12 protein-coding genes and 1 other annotated feature are annotated in these 13,861 nt (G+C 47.2%); of the genes, 6 read left to right on the forward strand and 6 right to left on the reverse strand.

Annotated features, from left to right (window positions below; genetic code table 11):
- The first annotated feature begins 40 nt into the window (after positions 1-40).
- Positions 41-505, forward strand: coding sequence for a hypothetical protein (locus BT105_RS04915; protein WP_072299698.1), 465 nt, complete (start codon positions 41-43; stop codon positions 503-505).
- 39 nt (positions 506-544) lie between these two features.
- Here the strand turns inward: BT105_RS04915 and BT105_RS04920 are convergent, their stop codons facing one another.
- The 3 genes from BT105_RS04920 to BT105_RS04930 all read right to left on the reverse strand — a co-directional run bounded on the left by BT105_RS04920 (position 545) and on the right by BT105_RS04930 (position 2,950).
- Entirely contained in the window at positions 545-1,075 is a 531-nt protein-coding gene (locus tag BT105_RS04920; protein WP_072299699.1) for a flavodoxin domain-containing protein, read from the reverse strand.
- Positions 1,076-1,150: 75 nt separating this feature from the next.
- Complete coding sequence (locus tag BT105_RS04925) at positions 1,151-2,419, reverse strand: O-acetylhomoserine aminocarboxypropyltransferase/cysteine synthase family protein (protein WP_072299700.1); 1,269 nt, start codon at positions 2,417-2,419, stop codon at positions 1,151-1,153.
- Between the two features lie 24 nt (positions 2,420-2,443).
- A complete protein-coding gene (locus BT105_RS04930) occupies positions 2,444-2,950 on the reverse strand; it encodes an HD domain-containing protein (RefSeq protein WP_028515796.1) in 507 nt (168 codons plus the stop codon).
- A 367-nt stretch (positions 2,951-3,317) separates the two neighbouring features.
- On the opposite strand from BT105_RS04930, the gene gdhA reads away from it, so the two are divergent.
- The 4 genes from gdhA (at position 3,318) to BT105_RS04950 (ending at position 6,688) form a co-directional block, all read left to right on the forward strand.
- Complete coding sequence (gene gdhA, locus BT105_RS04935) at positions 3,318-4,685, forward strand: NADP-specific glutamate dehydrogenase (RefSeq protein ID WP_072299701.1); 1,368 nt, start codon at positions 3,318-3,320, stop codon at positions 4,683-4,685.
- Between the two features lie 247 nt (positions 4,686-4,932).
- Positions 4,933-5,556: a cytidylate kinase-like family protein gene (locus tag BT105_RS04940; protein WP_072299702.1), complete on the forward strand. Its 624-nt coding sequence runs from the start codon at positions 4,933-4,935 to the stop codon at positions 5,554-5,556.
- A gap of 50 nt (positions 5,557-5,606) precedes the next feature.
- Positions 5,607-6,314, forward strand: coding sequence for a DUF421 domain-containing protein (locus BT105_RS04945; RefSeq protein WP_072299703.1), 708 nt, complete (start codon positions 5,607-5,609; stop codon positions 6,312-6,314).
- Entirely contained in the window at positions 6,311-6,688 is a 378-nt protein-coding gene (locus tag BT105_RS04950) for a DUF4363 family protein (RefSeq protein WP_028515798.1), read from the forward strand. Before BT105_RS04945 ends, BT105_RS04950 begins: the two co-directional genes overlap by 4 nt.
- A 74-nt stretch (positions 6,689-6,762) precedes the next feature.
- On the opposite strand, the gene BT105_RS04955 is transcribed toward BT105_RS04950, so the two are convergent.
- Together BT105_RS04955 and prfB are read right to left on the reverse strand one after the other, a co-directional pair.
- On the reverse strand, positions 6,763-7,260 hold the full coding sequence (locus BT105_RS04955) for a hypothetical protein (protein WP_143186550.1): 498 nt from the start codon (positions 7,258-7,260) through the stop codon (positions 6,763-6,765).
- A gap of 35 nt (positions 7,261-7,295) precedes the next feature.
- A complete protein-coding gene (gene prfB / locus BT105_RS04960; RefSeq protein WP_072299705.1) occupies positions 7,296-8,414 on the reverse strand; it encodes a peptide chain release factor 2 in 1,119 nt (372 codons plus the stop codon).
- Between the two features lie 496 nt (positions 8,415-8,910).
- Positions 8,911-9,148 (forward strand) — a binding site (T-box leader).
- 84 nt (positions 9,149-9,232) lie between these two features.
- Here prfB and BT105_RS04965 point away from each other — a divergent pair.
- Entirely contained in the window at positions 9,233-11,854 is a 2,622-nt protein-coding gene (locus BT105_RS04965) for a valine--tRNA ligase (RefSeq protein WP_072299706.1), read from the forward strand.
- Between the two features lie 234 nt (positions 11,855-12,088).
- Here BT105_RS04965 and BT105_RS04970 read toward each other — a convergent pair whose 3' ends face one another.
- On the reverse strand, positions 12,089-13,690 hold the full coding sequence (locus tag BT105_RS04970) for a S1C family serine protease (RefSeq protein WP_072299707.1): 1,602 nt from the start codon (positions 13,688-13,690) through the stop codon (positions 12,089-12,091).
- Positions 13,691-13,861 lie beyond the last annotated feature (171 nt).

Below are 13,861 nucleotides of genomic sequence, written 5' to 3' on the forward strand. Positions count from 1 at the left end.
TATAATAATTTTGTAATATTGATGTTAGGGGGACGGTATTATGTCAAAAAACAACAAAGACAAAGAGCTTGATAAAATGTATAAAGAGCTTCTTGAGGCTCGTGACAGTGCCCGTGCTGCAAACAAGAGCGAGGGAAACAGGCTTTTGTCGTTCTTTGTAGGACTTCTTCTGCTGGGCGGCGGACTTTTCATGATATTCCAGAATATCGAGGTCACAAGCTCGTGGGGCTACAGCGGCTCGTTTTTCAGGATAGGCGGCTTCGGACTTCCGAACGGACTGATAATGCTGCCCATAATCATTGGCATAGGAATGCTGTTCCTTATGGATAAGAAGATATTCGGCTGGGTAGTGCTTTCTATCGGTATCATAATCGTTCTGCTCAGCGTAATGATGACCACACATCTCCACTGGATACGCTCCAGCGCCTTTACATTCATAGTAATGTTCGGCATGACTGCGGCAGGCGGAGCAATGGTGCTCAAAGAAGTTTTCAGGAAAGACTGAGAAAAAGGCGTAAAGGTTTTACCTTTACGCCTTTTATTACTATTGTGTGATATACGCCGCTATTGGCTCGATGTATTTCTTGTCGGTGTAATCGCCTGACTTTGAAACGTGCTCTGCCATTGCGATATCGTCAGGAGTTTTATCCTTTTTGCCGTTGAGCATTGCGGCAAAGGTCTTCATGAGCATTTTTGAACCGAGGGGCATTTTATCGTAATCCAGTCCGCCCTCGCAGTAGAATACCTTTGCATACTTTTTCTGCTCGTCGGTAAGTGATTTTTTCAGAAGATTGTCCACTCCCGAGTACTTTGTGGGACTTGCTCCCACGCAGAACATAGCGAGCTTCTTGCTGTGCCATTTTTCTATTCTGCTGGTGAACCAGTCAGCCTTATGTATCTTTTCGACAGCTACCCAGCCGCCATAGATTATGGCGTCATAGGCGGCGAAATAATTATCGTCCTTTTTGCGGGCGTCCTTTATGGTCATTGTTTCCGCGCCCAGCTTTTCTGCCAGCCATTCTGCGTATTTTTTAGTAAAGCCTGTCTGTGATGAATATACGATGATAGTTCTCATATTAATTACCTCTTTTCATGGCAAGTTGAATGTATTTTAGGGATAATTGCAAAGAATAGTGCTGAGATTTAGTGCTTAGTCGAGAGCTGCAAATGCCTGTCTGAGGTCGTCGAGGATATCCTCAACGTTTTCAAGTCCAACCGATAATCTTACAAGGCCGCCGTTGATGCCTGCTGCAACGAGCTGCTCGTCAGTGAGCTGACGGTGAGTAGCGCTTGCAGGGTGGAGCACGCAGGTACGGATATCAGCAACGTGGACCTCGTTGGAGGCAAGCTTGAGAGAATCCATGAACTTTACAGCTGCGCTTCTGCCGCCCTTGATAATGAATGAGATAACGCCGCTTGTACCGTCGGGGAGGTACTTCTTGGCAAGCTCGTGGTACTTATTGCTTGCAAGTCCGGGGTAGTTTACAGACTCAACGTGCTTGTTTGCTTCGAGGTATTCAGCTACCTTCATAGCGTTTACGCAGTACTCCTTCATACGAATATGGAGAGTCTCAAGACCGAGATTGAGGTAGAATGCGGACTGTGCCGAAGGATAGCAGCCAAAGTCTCTCATGAGCTGCATTCTTGCCTTGATGATGTATGCAGCCTTGCCGTAGGTCTTTGTGTAGATAGTTCCGTGATAGCTCTCGTCAGGCTCTGTGAACTCAGGGAACTTGCCGTTTGTCCAGTCAAAGTTTCCCGAATCAACGATAACGCCGCCGCCCTGAACTGCATGACCGTCCATGTACTTTGTTGTGGAGTGGATAACGATATCAGCTCCGAACTCGATAGGTCTGCAAAGGATAGGTGTTGGGAAAGTGTTGTCGATGATGAGAGGAACGCCGTTTTCGTGAGCTATCTTGGCGAATTTCTCGATATCGAATACTGTGAGGGCAGGGTTTGCGAGAGTTTCGCCGAAAACTGCCTTTGTGTTGGGCTTGAATGCCGCTCTTATCTCAGATTCGGAAGCGTCTGCGTCAACGAAAATACATTCAATGCCGAGTTTTTTCAGTGTGTAAGCGAAAAGGTTGATAGTACCGCCGTAGATGGTAGCAGCAGAGATGAAGCTGTCGCCTGCCTTTAAGATGTTGAGCAGGGAGAGCAGTGAAGCTGCCTGACCGCTGGAGGTACACATTGCGCCGATACCGCCCTCGAGAGCGGCTATCTTGTCCTCAACAGCCATAACTGTGGGGTTCTCAAAGCGCGAATAGATAAGGCTTTTGGTGGGATCATCGAATACTGCCGCAACGTCGTCTGTTGAATCGTAAACGTATGTAGTACTCTGTACTATAGGTACGACTCTGGGCTCAGTATTCTTTGGGGTGTAGCCTGCGTGCAGGCATTTGGTTTCGATCTTCATTGTAGGATACCTCCATTATATATATTACTGTGGTTTCCTGTGAACTATGCGCTGGACTTTTGGTACGCAGAATTCGAGGACGGCACAGTATTTGTCGATGATTGTAATGATATATGTTTCCTTGTATTTAGGCATTGGTCTGGTCACGGGCCACATATGCTTCTCTATCATATCACGCTCAAGCTTGGATATTTTGGTTATCTCTGCGGCGTTGGCGCAGGCGAGCATGGCGTGATTCTCGCTGTGTGAAGCCTGACCTTTTGTCTTCTCCGAGTTGTACTGCTTTCTATCGTAGTAGAAAAGGTCATGGAGAAGTCCTGCTCTTGCGGCTGAACGGGCGTTCAGATTGAATTTCCTGCATACCATGTAGGAATAGTACGAGACATTCACGCAGTGCTGAAAGCGAGTCGTTGATATATGGTGGGTGATAGACCTGAGCTCCTGTACCTGCTGACAGCCGATTATGTCCTTTACGCAGTCGTAATAGCTGTTGGCGGTGAGCTCTTTTCGGGAACATATGGCTCTGAGCATATCGTTTCCCTCCTTGCTGTCTTTCTCTCTTTACATCGGAAAAATATCCAATATAGATATTATATAATAAAACGCATAAAAAATCAATATAAAAACAGCAAAATATAAAAAAATAAATCCTGTCTGCCGAAGCCTGTCGAAGCCTATGTAAACCATATCTTACAAAAAATACAGAGCGGAACTGTAGGCTTATACAAAAACATTGTAAGAAATCAATAAAAAAAGATGTGCGTTTTGTGCAGTAGAGACAAAAACAAGAAAAAAATAAATTTCACCGCTTTAAGGTATTGCAAAATGCGGCTCAGAGTGCTATAATTATTCGTGAACTGCGTTAGTCGCAGAATTTTGAAAAGGAGGTTTTTTAACAATGGCGTTAAAAAATCAGTATCTTATCGATCTTTTAGAAACAGTTAAGAAGAGAAATCCAGGCGAGCCTGAGTTTATCCAGGCAGTTACAGAGGTTCTTGAGACTCTCCAGCCCGTTGCTGAGAAGAGACAGGACCTTATCGACGCAGGCGTTTTCGATAGAATCGTAGAGCCTGAGAGACAGATCATATTCCGTGTTCCTTGGGTTGACGACAACGGCAAGGTACAGGTAAACAGAGGTTTCAGAATCCAGTTCAACTCTGCTATCGGACCTTACAAGGGCGGTATCAGACTTCACCCATCAGTATACCTCGGAATCATCAAGTTCCTCGGCTTTGAGCAGGTATTCAAGAACAGCCTTACAACACTGCCTATGGGCGGCGGCAAGGGCGGTTCCGACTTCGATCCTAAGGGTAAGAGCGACGGAGAGATCATGCGTTTCTGCCAGAGCTTCATGACAGAGCTCTGCAAGCACATCGGCGCTGACTGCGACGTTCCTGCTGGTGATATCGGAACAGGCGCAAGAGAGATCGGCTTCATGTTCGGTCAGTACAAGAGAATCCGCAACGAGTTCGTTGGCGTTCTCACAGGTAAGGGCTTAACATACGGCGGTTCACTCGCAAGAACAGAGGCTACAGGTTACGGTCTCTGCTACTTCACAAACGAGATGCTCCAGGCTAACGGCAAGAACTTCAAGGATCAGACAGTTGTTATCTCAGGTTCAGGTAACGTTGCTATTTACGCTACAGAGAAGGCTACACAGTACGGCGCTAAGGTAGTTACAGTTTCTGACTCAAACGGTTATATCTACGATCCGGACGGAATCGAACTTGATCTCGTTAAGCAGATCAAGGAGGTTGAGCGCGGCAGAATCAAGGAGTATGTCGGCAGAACTTCACACAAGAATGCTGAGTACCACGAGGGCAGCGTTTGGACACTCAAGTGCAACGCAGGCAGCATCAAGCTTGACATCGCTCTTCCTTGCGCTACACAGAACGAGATCAACGGTGACGGCGCTAAGGCTATCGTTGCTAACGGTGCTTTTGCTATCGCTGAGGGTGCTAATATGCCTTCAACTCCTGAGGCTATCGAGACATATCTCTCAAATGGTCTTCTCTATGGTCCTGCTAAGGCTGCAAACGCTGGCGGTGTTGCTACATCCGGTCTTGAGATGAGCCAGAACAGCGAGAGACTCAGCTGGACATTTGAAGAGGTTGACGAGAAGCTCCACGGCATCATGAAGTCTATCTTCAAGGCTTGCGATGAGGCTGCTAAGGAGTACGGCATGGCTGGCAACTACATGGCTGGCGCTAACATTGCAGGCTTCCTCAAGGTTGCTGAGGCAATGAAGGCTCAGGGCTGCGTTTGATTAAAGTCTGCACAGTTCAAGCAGTAAATTAAACTTATTATCTCCCGTTGTTCTACGCAACGGGAGATTTTTTATTTAATAATATGCACAAATCAGATGACAGCAAATTGTTGAAAACATAGAAATAATGATTTTAAACAATTATTATTATATAACAGCTTGAAATATGTGCAAAATGTGATATAATACTATTGTGCTTATTTTATCAAAGTTTCAATAATATTTTATCTATTTGGAGGTAACACCGATGAAAAAACCTATCATTACAATCGAAAGGCAGTACGGAAGCGGCGGAAGCGTCATCGGTAATCTTGTAGCTGAAAAGCTTGGTATCAACTGCTACAATCGTCAGATACTGAAAATGACAGCCGAGAGATGCGGTATTGCCATCAAGAATATTGAAAACGCCGAGGAAAATGTACCCACAAGCTTCCTTTATTCGCTGCTGCTTTCGGCAAATCCCGCAAGGACTATGGAGGAGAATCTTCCTCTTTCAGATAAGGTCTTCATTATGGAGAGCCGTATCATTAACGAGATAGCAGAGCAGGAAAACAGCTTCGTTCTGGTAGGCAGATGCGGAAATTATATCCTTGAGGATAAGGGCTGCTTCAGCGTATATATCTACGCCGACGCTGAGTCGCGCATAAAACGTGCCATAGAGGAATACGAAGTTGAAGAGAGAAAAGCTGAGTCAGTGATGAAAAAGGCTGACAAGCGCCGTGAGACTTTCTATAACGTTAATACGGGCAGGACATGGCAGGATAAGGATCAGTATTCGCTTTGCCTCAACAGCGCCGAACTTGGCGACGATCTCTGTGCGGAGATAATTGTAAAAGCTTATCAGGAATACAACAAGCGTTTTGCTGAATAAAGAATAAACAGCTCCTTTTGAGGGATAATACCCTGAAAGGAGCTGTTTTTATGTGCGTTATACTGATTCGTTCGGTTATCCTGTACGTTCTTGTCATATTCGCCGTGAGACTTATGGGTAAGCGGCAGCTTGGGGAGCTCCAGCCCTCGGAGCTGGTCATTACTATCCTTGTTTCCAATATCGCAACACTGCCTATCGAGGACGTGAATATCCCCATAATCGTCGGTGTTACGCCTATTTTGTCGCTGGTGTGCTTTGAGGTCATGGTGTCGTGGATAAATCTCAGGCTGCCTGAGCTTCGCCGACTTATCTCGGGAAGTCCGAAGATAATCATCAGGAATGGCTGCATTGAGCGCGATATCATGCGGGAGCTGCGCTTTTCCGTAGATGACCTGCTTATGGCGCTGAGAAGCAAGGATATCTTCGATATAGGCGAGGTCCAGTACGCTATCGTGGAGACTACAGGCAGCGTTTCCGTTATGAAGAAGCAGACGCTGGATACTCCCACGAGAAAGGATATGAAGATAGCCGCGGAGTGCTCCGAGCCGCCTGTGCTGATAATTGCCGACGGGAAGTTCATACCGCAGGCTATGGAGTCCGTTAAGCTGAGCAAAGCTGCGGTGGAAATGCTGCTTTCCGCAAATAAAATGAGTCTGAATGACGTTTTTATCATGACTGCCGACAGCTCGGGGAGCTGCTTTATAGCCGATAAGCAGGGAACTCCGCCGATGATAGTGACCTTGGGGGAGAAAAAATGACAAGAGTTAAAATAAGCGGAGCGATCCTGCTGCTTCTCATCGGAGTCAGCATATTTTCGAGCTTGTGGGTGAACCGCCGCTGTGACGCCATGCTGTCGCAGATAGACGTTATATGCGGACTTGAAGAAAACGGCGATATATCGGGAGCTGCTGAAAAAGCTCGGGAAATCAACGACGAGTGGGAGCATTTCCGTGAATGGGCTTCGGTACTGCTGAAATATGACAAGCTTGTTGAGATAGACCGACTTTGCTCTCGGATAGTTCACCTTGCCGAAAATGAAGAGGACGAGATGACGGCGGAGCTTGCAGAGCTCCGCGATATGCTTGAAATGCTGAAAAGCGGCGAAACGCCGCTTTGGAATAGTGTTTTTTGAATGAGTTATCAGTTTTTAGTGCTTAGTGCATAGAAAAGGGACGCCGCTGGCGTCCCTGAAATTTTTTATACTTGTCAAACTCCGTCGATGCAAATTCCGTCAGTGTCTTCTAAGCTTACAGTCTCATCGAGGCTTTTCTTTTCTTCCTTTGAGCCGTTTTCTTTAAAACCTCTGCTCCAGCCCGTGCATGATACGGTCTGCTTTGCGGTATCAACGCTGAATGATACGTCGAAATCCTCGCAGTTCCAGCTGTTTGCCTGATAGATATAAAACGGGAACTCCGCATCATCACACCTTACGGTATAAAGATATTTGCCGTATCCGCCTGCGCGGTTTTTTATTTTGCTGCCGTTTACATGGACTTTTTCGGATTTTCCGCTTTTTGAACAGCTTATCTCACAGTCAGAAAGAGATATATCCTTTCCGTCAACAGAAATTGAAACATTACCTTTTATCCTGTTAAACGGGTACATATATCCGAAAAACAATGACGGTGCAATAAATCTTATGGTAGTTACGGCGATTACCGCTATAACTGCCATAACTGAAATGACCTTTGCAAATTTCTTCATGTTTGTATGTGAGCCTATCAATTACGCATTATGCATTACTTTTCAAGTGTTCCGTGAGAGAGTGACTTCAGATAAGCATTGATGAAGCCGTCAAGGTCTCCGTCCATAACAGCCTGGATATTGCCGTTTTCAAAGCCTGTGCGGTGATCCTTTACAAGAGTGTAGGGCATGAATACATATGAACGTATCTGTGAGCCCCATGCTATCTGGTTCTGAACGCCCTTGATATCCTCGATCTTTTCAAGGTGCTCACGCTCCTTTATCTCGATGAGCTTTGAACGGAGCATCTTCATAGCGTAGTCCTTGTTCTGGTACTGGCTTCGCTGAGTCTGACAGGAAACAACGATACCTGTGGGCTTATGGATAAGACGTACAGCAGAGCTGGTCTTGTTTACCTTCTGACCGCCTGCACCGCTTGAACGGTAAACCTCCATTTCGATGTCCTCGGGACGGATATCAACTTCGATAGAATCGTCGATTTCGGGCATAACTTCGAGAGCCGCAAATGATGTGTGACGTCTGCCCGAAGCGTCAAATGGCGATATACGTACAAGTCTGTGAACGCCCGACTCGGACTTCATATAGCCGTAGGCGTTGTCGCCCTCGATAAGGATAGAAGCGGATTTCATACCTGCGTCGTCGCCGTCGAGGTAGTCGAGAAGCTCCACCTTGAAATCGTGGCGCTCAGCCCAGCGGTTGTACATACGGTAGAGCATTTCTGCCCAGTCCTGAGCCTCTGTTCCGCCTGCGCCTGCGTGGAATGTGAGGATAGCGTTGGAGTTGTCGTACTCGCCTGTAAGGAGAGTAGCCAGCTTTTCGTCCTCAAGCTTGGTCTTGAATACGTCGGACTCCTTCTTAATCTCCTCGATATCGCTCTCGTCATCAGCTTCGATAGAGAGCTCGATAAGAGTGATGATATCCTCAAGATTTTCGTTGAGCTGGTTGTATTTTTCGATCTTCTTTTCGAGAGACTTCTGCTCCTTGAGCACTTTCTGGGAGTTTTCGAGGTCGTCCCAGAAGCCCTCCTTTGCAGTTTCCTCGCCAAGCTCCGCAACGCGCTTCTTGGCGGCTTCTATATTCAGAACGTCGGCAAGCTCCGCCATTTCCTTGCGGTAGCCCGTCATTTCGACTCTGAGTTCGTCAAGTATTATCATAGTTTCAAATCCTTTCAAACATAGATACATATATTATATCACAGTTTCGGGCGGACTGCAAGGGGAAAATGAGAAAATTTGCGTTTTTTTGTAGGGAACGTCGCTGAATTGAGAATGGAGAATGTAGGGGCTGCCTTTGGCAGTCCGCGCCTGACAAAACGACTTCAAATGACCGAATGTAGGGGCTGGCGTCCCCGACAGCCCGTCAGTTTCATTGCAATTGTGGGACGCCGAGGACGTCGTCCCCTACAATATGTTATTTATATTTGTTGCGTAAAATGCGGACTGCCAAGGGGAGCCCCCTTTGGCGGAATCGCAGGTTACCAAATATGAGCCGTTACTTTACGGCTCGGTAGCCCGCTTTTTCAGTTAAGGGGAGCAGCCTAAAGCAGCCCCTACAAAATCTTAGTTCTTAGCTCTTAGTTCTAACAGCTAAAGTCTAACGGCTAAATCGGTCTTGACAAACGCAATATAATCATGTATAATAGAAAAGTATTCAAAGGCGATGATGAAGAGGAGTACGTGAGATACCCGATTTTCAGAGAGCTGCCGCATGGTGAAAGGCAGTATGAGGGGCTTGCGGAAGTAGCTTCGGAGCTTCGCGTGCCAACGGCTTATGCTCAGTAGTATGCGGCGTGTTCCTCACGTTACAGGGGAAGAAGCTTAGCGGCTTCGCAGAGTGCGGGAGATATTCCCGAATTCAGGTGGTAACACGGACTTAGTTCGCCCTGAACCTTAACGGTTCAGGGCTTTATTATTTGCTCTGACCGACAAAAATACGGTGACGGCGGCTGACTGTCACAAAAAGGAGAATGAAAATGGCAAAGGAACTTGCAAAGGCTTACGATCCAAAGGATTTTGAGGACCGTATCTACGCCGCATGGAACGACAAGGGCTGTTTCCGTGCAGAGGCTGATCCGAAGAAAACGCCCTACACTATAGTTATCCCCCCTCCGAACATCACAGGACAGCTCCATATGGGACACGCCCTCGATGAGACATTACAGGATATCCTTATCCGCTGGAAGAGAATGAGCGGCTACAGCGCACTTTGGCTTCCCGGTACAGACCACGCTGCTATCGCTACCGAGGCTAAGATAGTTGAGGCTATGCGCAAGGAAGGCGTTACCAAGGAGGACCTCGGCAGAGAGGGCTTCATGAAGCGTGCATGGGAGTGGAAGAAGCAGTACGGCGGACGTATCGTTGAGCAGCTCAAGAAGCTGGGCTCCTCATGCGACTGGTCAAGAGAGCGCTTCACCATGGACGAGGGCTGCTCTAAGGCTGTCAAGGAAGTTTTCATCAAGTACTATGAAAAAGGTCTCATTTACAGAGGCGAGCGTATAATCAACTGGTGCCCCAAGTGCCGCACATCACTTTCCGACGCTGAGGTAACCTACGAGGATCAGGCAGGTCATTTCTGGCACCTCCGCTATAAGATAAAGGACTCCGACGGCTACCTTGAACTGGCTACCACACGTCCCGAGACTCTCCTCGGCGATACAGCTGTTGCCGTAAATCCAAAGGACGAGCGCTACACAGACCTTGTTGGCAAGACAGTTATACTGCCAATCGTTCACAGAGAGATCCCTATCGTTGCTGACGATTATGTTGAAATGGACTTCGGTACAGGTGTAGTTAAGATAACTCCTGCGCACGATCCTAACGACTTCGAGGTAGGTCTCCGCCACAAGCTGCCAGTTATCAACGTAATGAACGACGATGCTACTATCGTTGACGATTATCCTGCATACGCAGGCATGGACCGCTACGAGGCAAGAAAGAAGATAGTTGAGGACCTCGAAAAGGAAGGCGCTCTTGTTAAGATAGAGGAGTACAGCCATAACGTAGGTACCTGCTACCGCTGCGGAACTACAGTTGAGCCAAAGGTATCAACTCAGTGGTTCGTTAAGATGAAGCCTCTCGCTGAGCCTGCTATCAAGGCTGTAAAGAACGGAGATACAAAGTTCGTTCCCGAGCGTTTCGACAAGATATACTTCCACTGGCTCGAAAATATCAAGGACTGGTGTATCTCCCGTCAGATATGGTGGGGACATCAGATACCTGCATTCTACTGCGACGAGTGCGGTGAAATGGTAGTTACAAAGGAGAGCAGTGCGGTTTGTCCCAAGTGCGGCAAGCCTATGAGACAGGATCCCGACACTCTCGATACATGGTTCAGCTCTGCACTCTGGCCTTTCTCAACACTGGGCTGGCCTGAGAACACAGAGGACCTCAAGTACTTCTACCCAACAAATACTCTCGTAACAGGTTATGATATCATCTTCTTCTGGGTTATCAGAATGATGTTCAGCGGTCTGGAGAACATGGGTAAGGTACCTTTCGATACAGTTCTTATCCACGGTCTGGTTCGTGACGCACAGGGACGCAAGATGTCCAAGTCACTTGGCAACGGTATCGATCCTCTTGAAGTTATCAACGAGTACGGCGCTGACGCACTCAGATTCATGCTCGCAACAGGTAACTCACCCGGAAATGATATGCGTTATATCGACGACAAGGTAAAGGCTGCCCGTAACTTCGCAAACAAGCTCTGGAACGCTTCACGTTTCATCATGATGAACCTTCCCGAGGACTTCGAGTTCAAGGGACTTCCAACAGAGCTTGAATTAGAGGACAAGTGGCTTGTAAACAAGTTCAATCAGCTTGCAAAGGAAGTAGGCGAGAATCTCGACAAGTACGAGCTTGGCGTTGCTTCACAGAAGATATACGACTTTATCTGGGACGTATTCTGCGACTGGTACATCGAGCTCACAAAGCCCCGTATACAGGCAGGCGGCGAGACAATGGCTAAGGCTCAGGCAGTTCTTGTATGGGCTATGCAGGGTATGCTGAAGCTTCTCCATCCATTCATGCCGTTCATCACTGAGGAGATATGGCAGGTTCTCAACAACGAGAAGTCCATGATAATCCTCGAAACTTACCCGACATACGACGCTTCTATCGACTTTACAGCCGAGGAAAAGGCTTTCGAGAAGATAATCTCAGCTATCAAGGCTGTAAGAAATACACGTACAGAAATGAACGTACCGCCGTCGGTAAAGGCTAAGCTCTTCATCGAGACTGCCGACAAGGAGCTCTTCAACTCCTGTGCAGTATTCTTCGAGAAGCTTGCTTCCGCTTCCGCAGTTGAGACAGGCGACAAGTTCGATATCCCCGATTCTGCAAATGCAGTTACAGATTCAGCTCGTATCTTTATTCCTATGGACGAGCTGGTTGACAAGGAGAAGGAAATAGCACGTCTCGAAAAGGAAAAGGCAAAGGTTCAGAAGGATATAGACTTCCTCAGCGGAAAGCTCAATAATCAGGGCTTTATCGCAAAGGCTCCTGCTCAGCTCATTGACGCTGAAAAGGCTAAGCTTGCAAAGGCAGAGGAGAAAATGGCTAAGATAGAGCAGTCTATCGCAGCTTTCAAGAAATAAGCAAAATGGGCGGCATTTATTGCCGCCCATATGTTTTATTAAGAAGTATCATTTGTAGGGGGGCGATGCCTAACAGGCACCCGTACCCTCTGTCCTGCGGACATCTCCCTGCACAGCAGGAAGTCACCCACATCGCCCCGAAATATATGGTGATTTATTGTATATAACAGCAAAGCTCCCTATACAGGGAGCTTTTTTGCTGTTATTTTATTATGAAGGAGTAATGGTAAGCGCTTATTTTTCCTCGTCCTCAGCCTCGTCGGACTTGTCAGACTTTTCAGCTTTTTCGGCTTTTTCAGCCTTGTCGGACTTGCTCTTCTTCTCGGACTTCTTTTCGTCCTCGTCGTCCTTTTCGTCAGCCTCGTCTTCGTCCTCTTCCTCGGACTTTTCCTCGTTCTTGCTGCTATTCTTTGACTTGCTCTTTTCAGACTCATCGTCCTTTGACTGATCGACTACCTTTTCATCGAGAGTTACCTTGACGGTCTTGTCCTCGTCGTCTCTTACAAAGGTTATCTCGATCTCTTCGCCTGCGGAGTGCTTGTTGAGCTGAGCTATGAGCTCCTCGCTTGAAGCAACCTTTTCACCGTCGACCTCAGTGATGATATCGCCCTTGCGGAGACCTGCCTTTTCAGCGGCACTGCCCTTGTTTACGGCATAAACATAGATACCTGTCGGCCAGTCGTACATCTTTGCGGCAGTCTCGGATACAGTCTGAGCGCTGATACCAAGCTGCGGCTTGCCTGTTACGTAGCCGAACTTCATAAGGTCGTCAATGATAGACGAGGTGAGGTTTGATGGGATAGCGAAGCCGATACCCTCGATAGAAGCTCCCGATGATGAATATGAAGATGACATCTTAGAGGAGTTGATACCGATTACCTGACCATACTTGTTGATAAGCGGACCGCCTGAGTTTCCTGAATTGATAGCGGCATCGGTCTGGATAAGGTTCATAGCCTTGTCATTGATAGTGATGTTTCTGTTAAGACCTGATATCATACCGCCTGTAACGGTGTCCATGAGCTCAAAGCCGAGAGGATTGCCGATAGCGATAACTGATTCGCCAAGTCTGAGCTCGTCGCTGTTGCCGAATTCAGCGGCTGTAAGACCTGTTGCGTCTATTTTCAGAACAGCGAGGTCGCAGTCTGTATCATAACCGATTATCTCAGCGTCGTATGTCTTGTCATCGTCGAGAACTACTGAAACGCTGTCTGCTTTTTCTCCGCCGTATTCGCCGTCGTAGATAACGTGAGCGTTTGTGACGATGTATCCGTTTTCTGAGATTATAACACCTGTACCTGTGCCCTTGTATTCTCTTGTTACAGGCTCACTGCTTCTGCCATTGCCGCCGAAGCCGTTGCCGAAACCGTTTCCGAAGCCGAAACCGAAATCAAAGAAGTCCTCAAAGCCGTCGAGACCGCTGCTTATGGTCTGCTCAGTGGTGAATGTTGATTCGATACCTACTACAGAGGGGAGTACCTTTTCAACTATCTCCTCATTTGAGAGAGCGTTTCCGCCGACCTCCTGTGGCTTGATAAGGCTTACTGCCTTTGAAGCGAGGAGTTCCTTTGTAGCTTCCTTTGTGGTGGACTCTGCGTCGTCTTCAAGTTCCTCGATGACTGAATCACCTGAGAGGCTCTCGCCTGCAAAGTAGCGGTAAGCACCGATTGAGCCGCCTGATACTAAAGCCATAGCCATGATGAAGGCAGTTACCTTCAGACCTGTGTGCTTTTTCTTTTTGGGAGCCTCAGTGCTGTCGGTACTGAAGCCGTTATAATTCTCACCGTTATTGTTTGGGTTCTGCTGGTTATTGTAATTGTAGTTATACTCACTCATATTATTCACGTTCCTTTTCAATTATTTTTCTGAGGTTCTCCCTCAGCCTGTGATTATATTATATTAGCCCTTTGTGATATTAATTTGCGGCAAATGTAATGTTTTTGAGAATTTTATGTGTAATTTCTATCACAATTCGGACTTGAATGTGAAAAAAACAGCCAATTGCCC

Origin of the sequence: Ruminococcus flavefaciens (assembly GCF_900119075.1) — a bacterium.
Classification (GTDB): domain Bacteria; phylum Bacillota; class Clostridia; order Oscillospirales; family Ruminococcaceae; genus Ruminococcus; species Ruminococcus flavefaciens_Q.

Coding starts and splice junctions, on each gene's coding strand:
- BT105_RS04930 (WP_028515796.1), bottom strand. CDS start 2,950: ATGCTCAGAGCCATATGTTCCCGAAAAGAGCTCACCGCCAACAGCTAT.
- BT105_RS04955 (WP_143186550.1), bottom strand. CDS start 7,260: ATGAAGAAATTTGCAAAGGTCATTTCAGTTATGGCAGTTATAGCGGTA.
- prfB (WP_072299705.1), bottom strand. CDS start 8,414: ATGATAATACTTGACGAACTCAGAGTCGAAATGACGGGCTACCGCAAG.
- BT105_RS04950 (WP_028515798.1), top strand. CDS start 6,311: ATGACAAGAGTTAAAATAAGCGGAGCGATCCTGCTGCTTCTCATCGGA.
- BT105_RS04945 (WP_072299703.1), top strand. CDS start 5,607: ATGTGCGTTATACTGATTCGTTCGGTTATCCTGTACGTTCTTGTCATA.
- BT105_RS04925 (WP_072299700.1), bottom strand. CDS start 2,419: ATGAAGATCGAAACCAAATGCCTGCACGCAGGCTACACCCCAAAGAAT.
- gdhA (WP_072299701.1), top strand. CDS start 3,318: ATGGCGTTAAAAAATCAGTATCTTATCGATCTTTTAGAAACAGTTAAG.
- BT105_RS04915 (WP_072299698.1), top strand. CDS start 41: ATGTCAAAAAACAACAAAGACAAAGAGCTTGATAAAATGTATAAAGAG.
- BT105_RS04920 (WP_072299699.1), bottom strand. CDS start 1,075: ATGAGAACTATCATCGTATATTCATCACAGACAGGCTTTACTAAAAAA.
- BT105_RS04965 (WP_072299706.1), top strand. CDS start 9,233: ATGGCAAAGGAACTTGCAAAGGCTTACGATCCAAAGGATTTTGAGGAC.
- BT105_RS04940 (WP_072299702.1), top strand. CDS start 4,933: ATGAAAAAACCTATCATTACAATCGAAAGGCAGTACGGAAGCGGCGGA.
- BT105_RS04970 (WP_072299707.1), bottom strand. CDS start 13,690: ATGAGTGAGTATAACTACAATTACAATAACCAGCAGAACCCAAACAAT.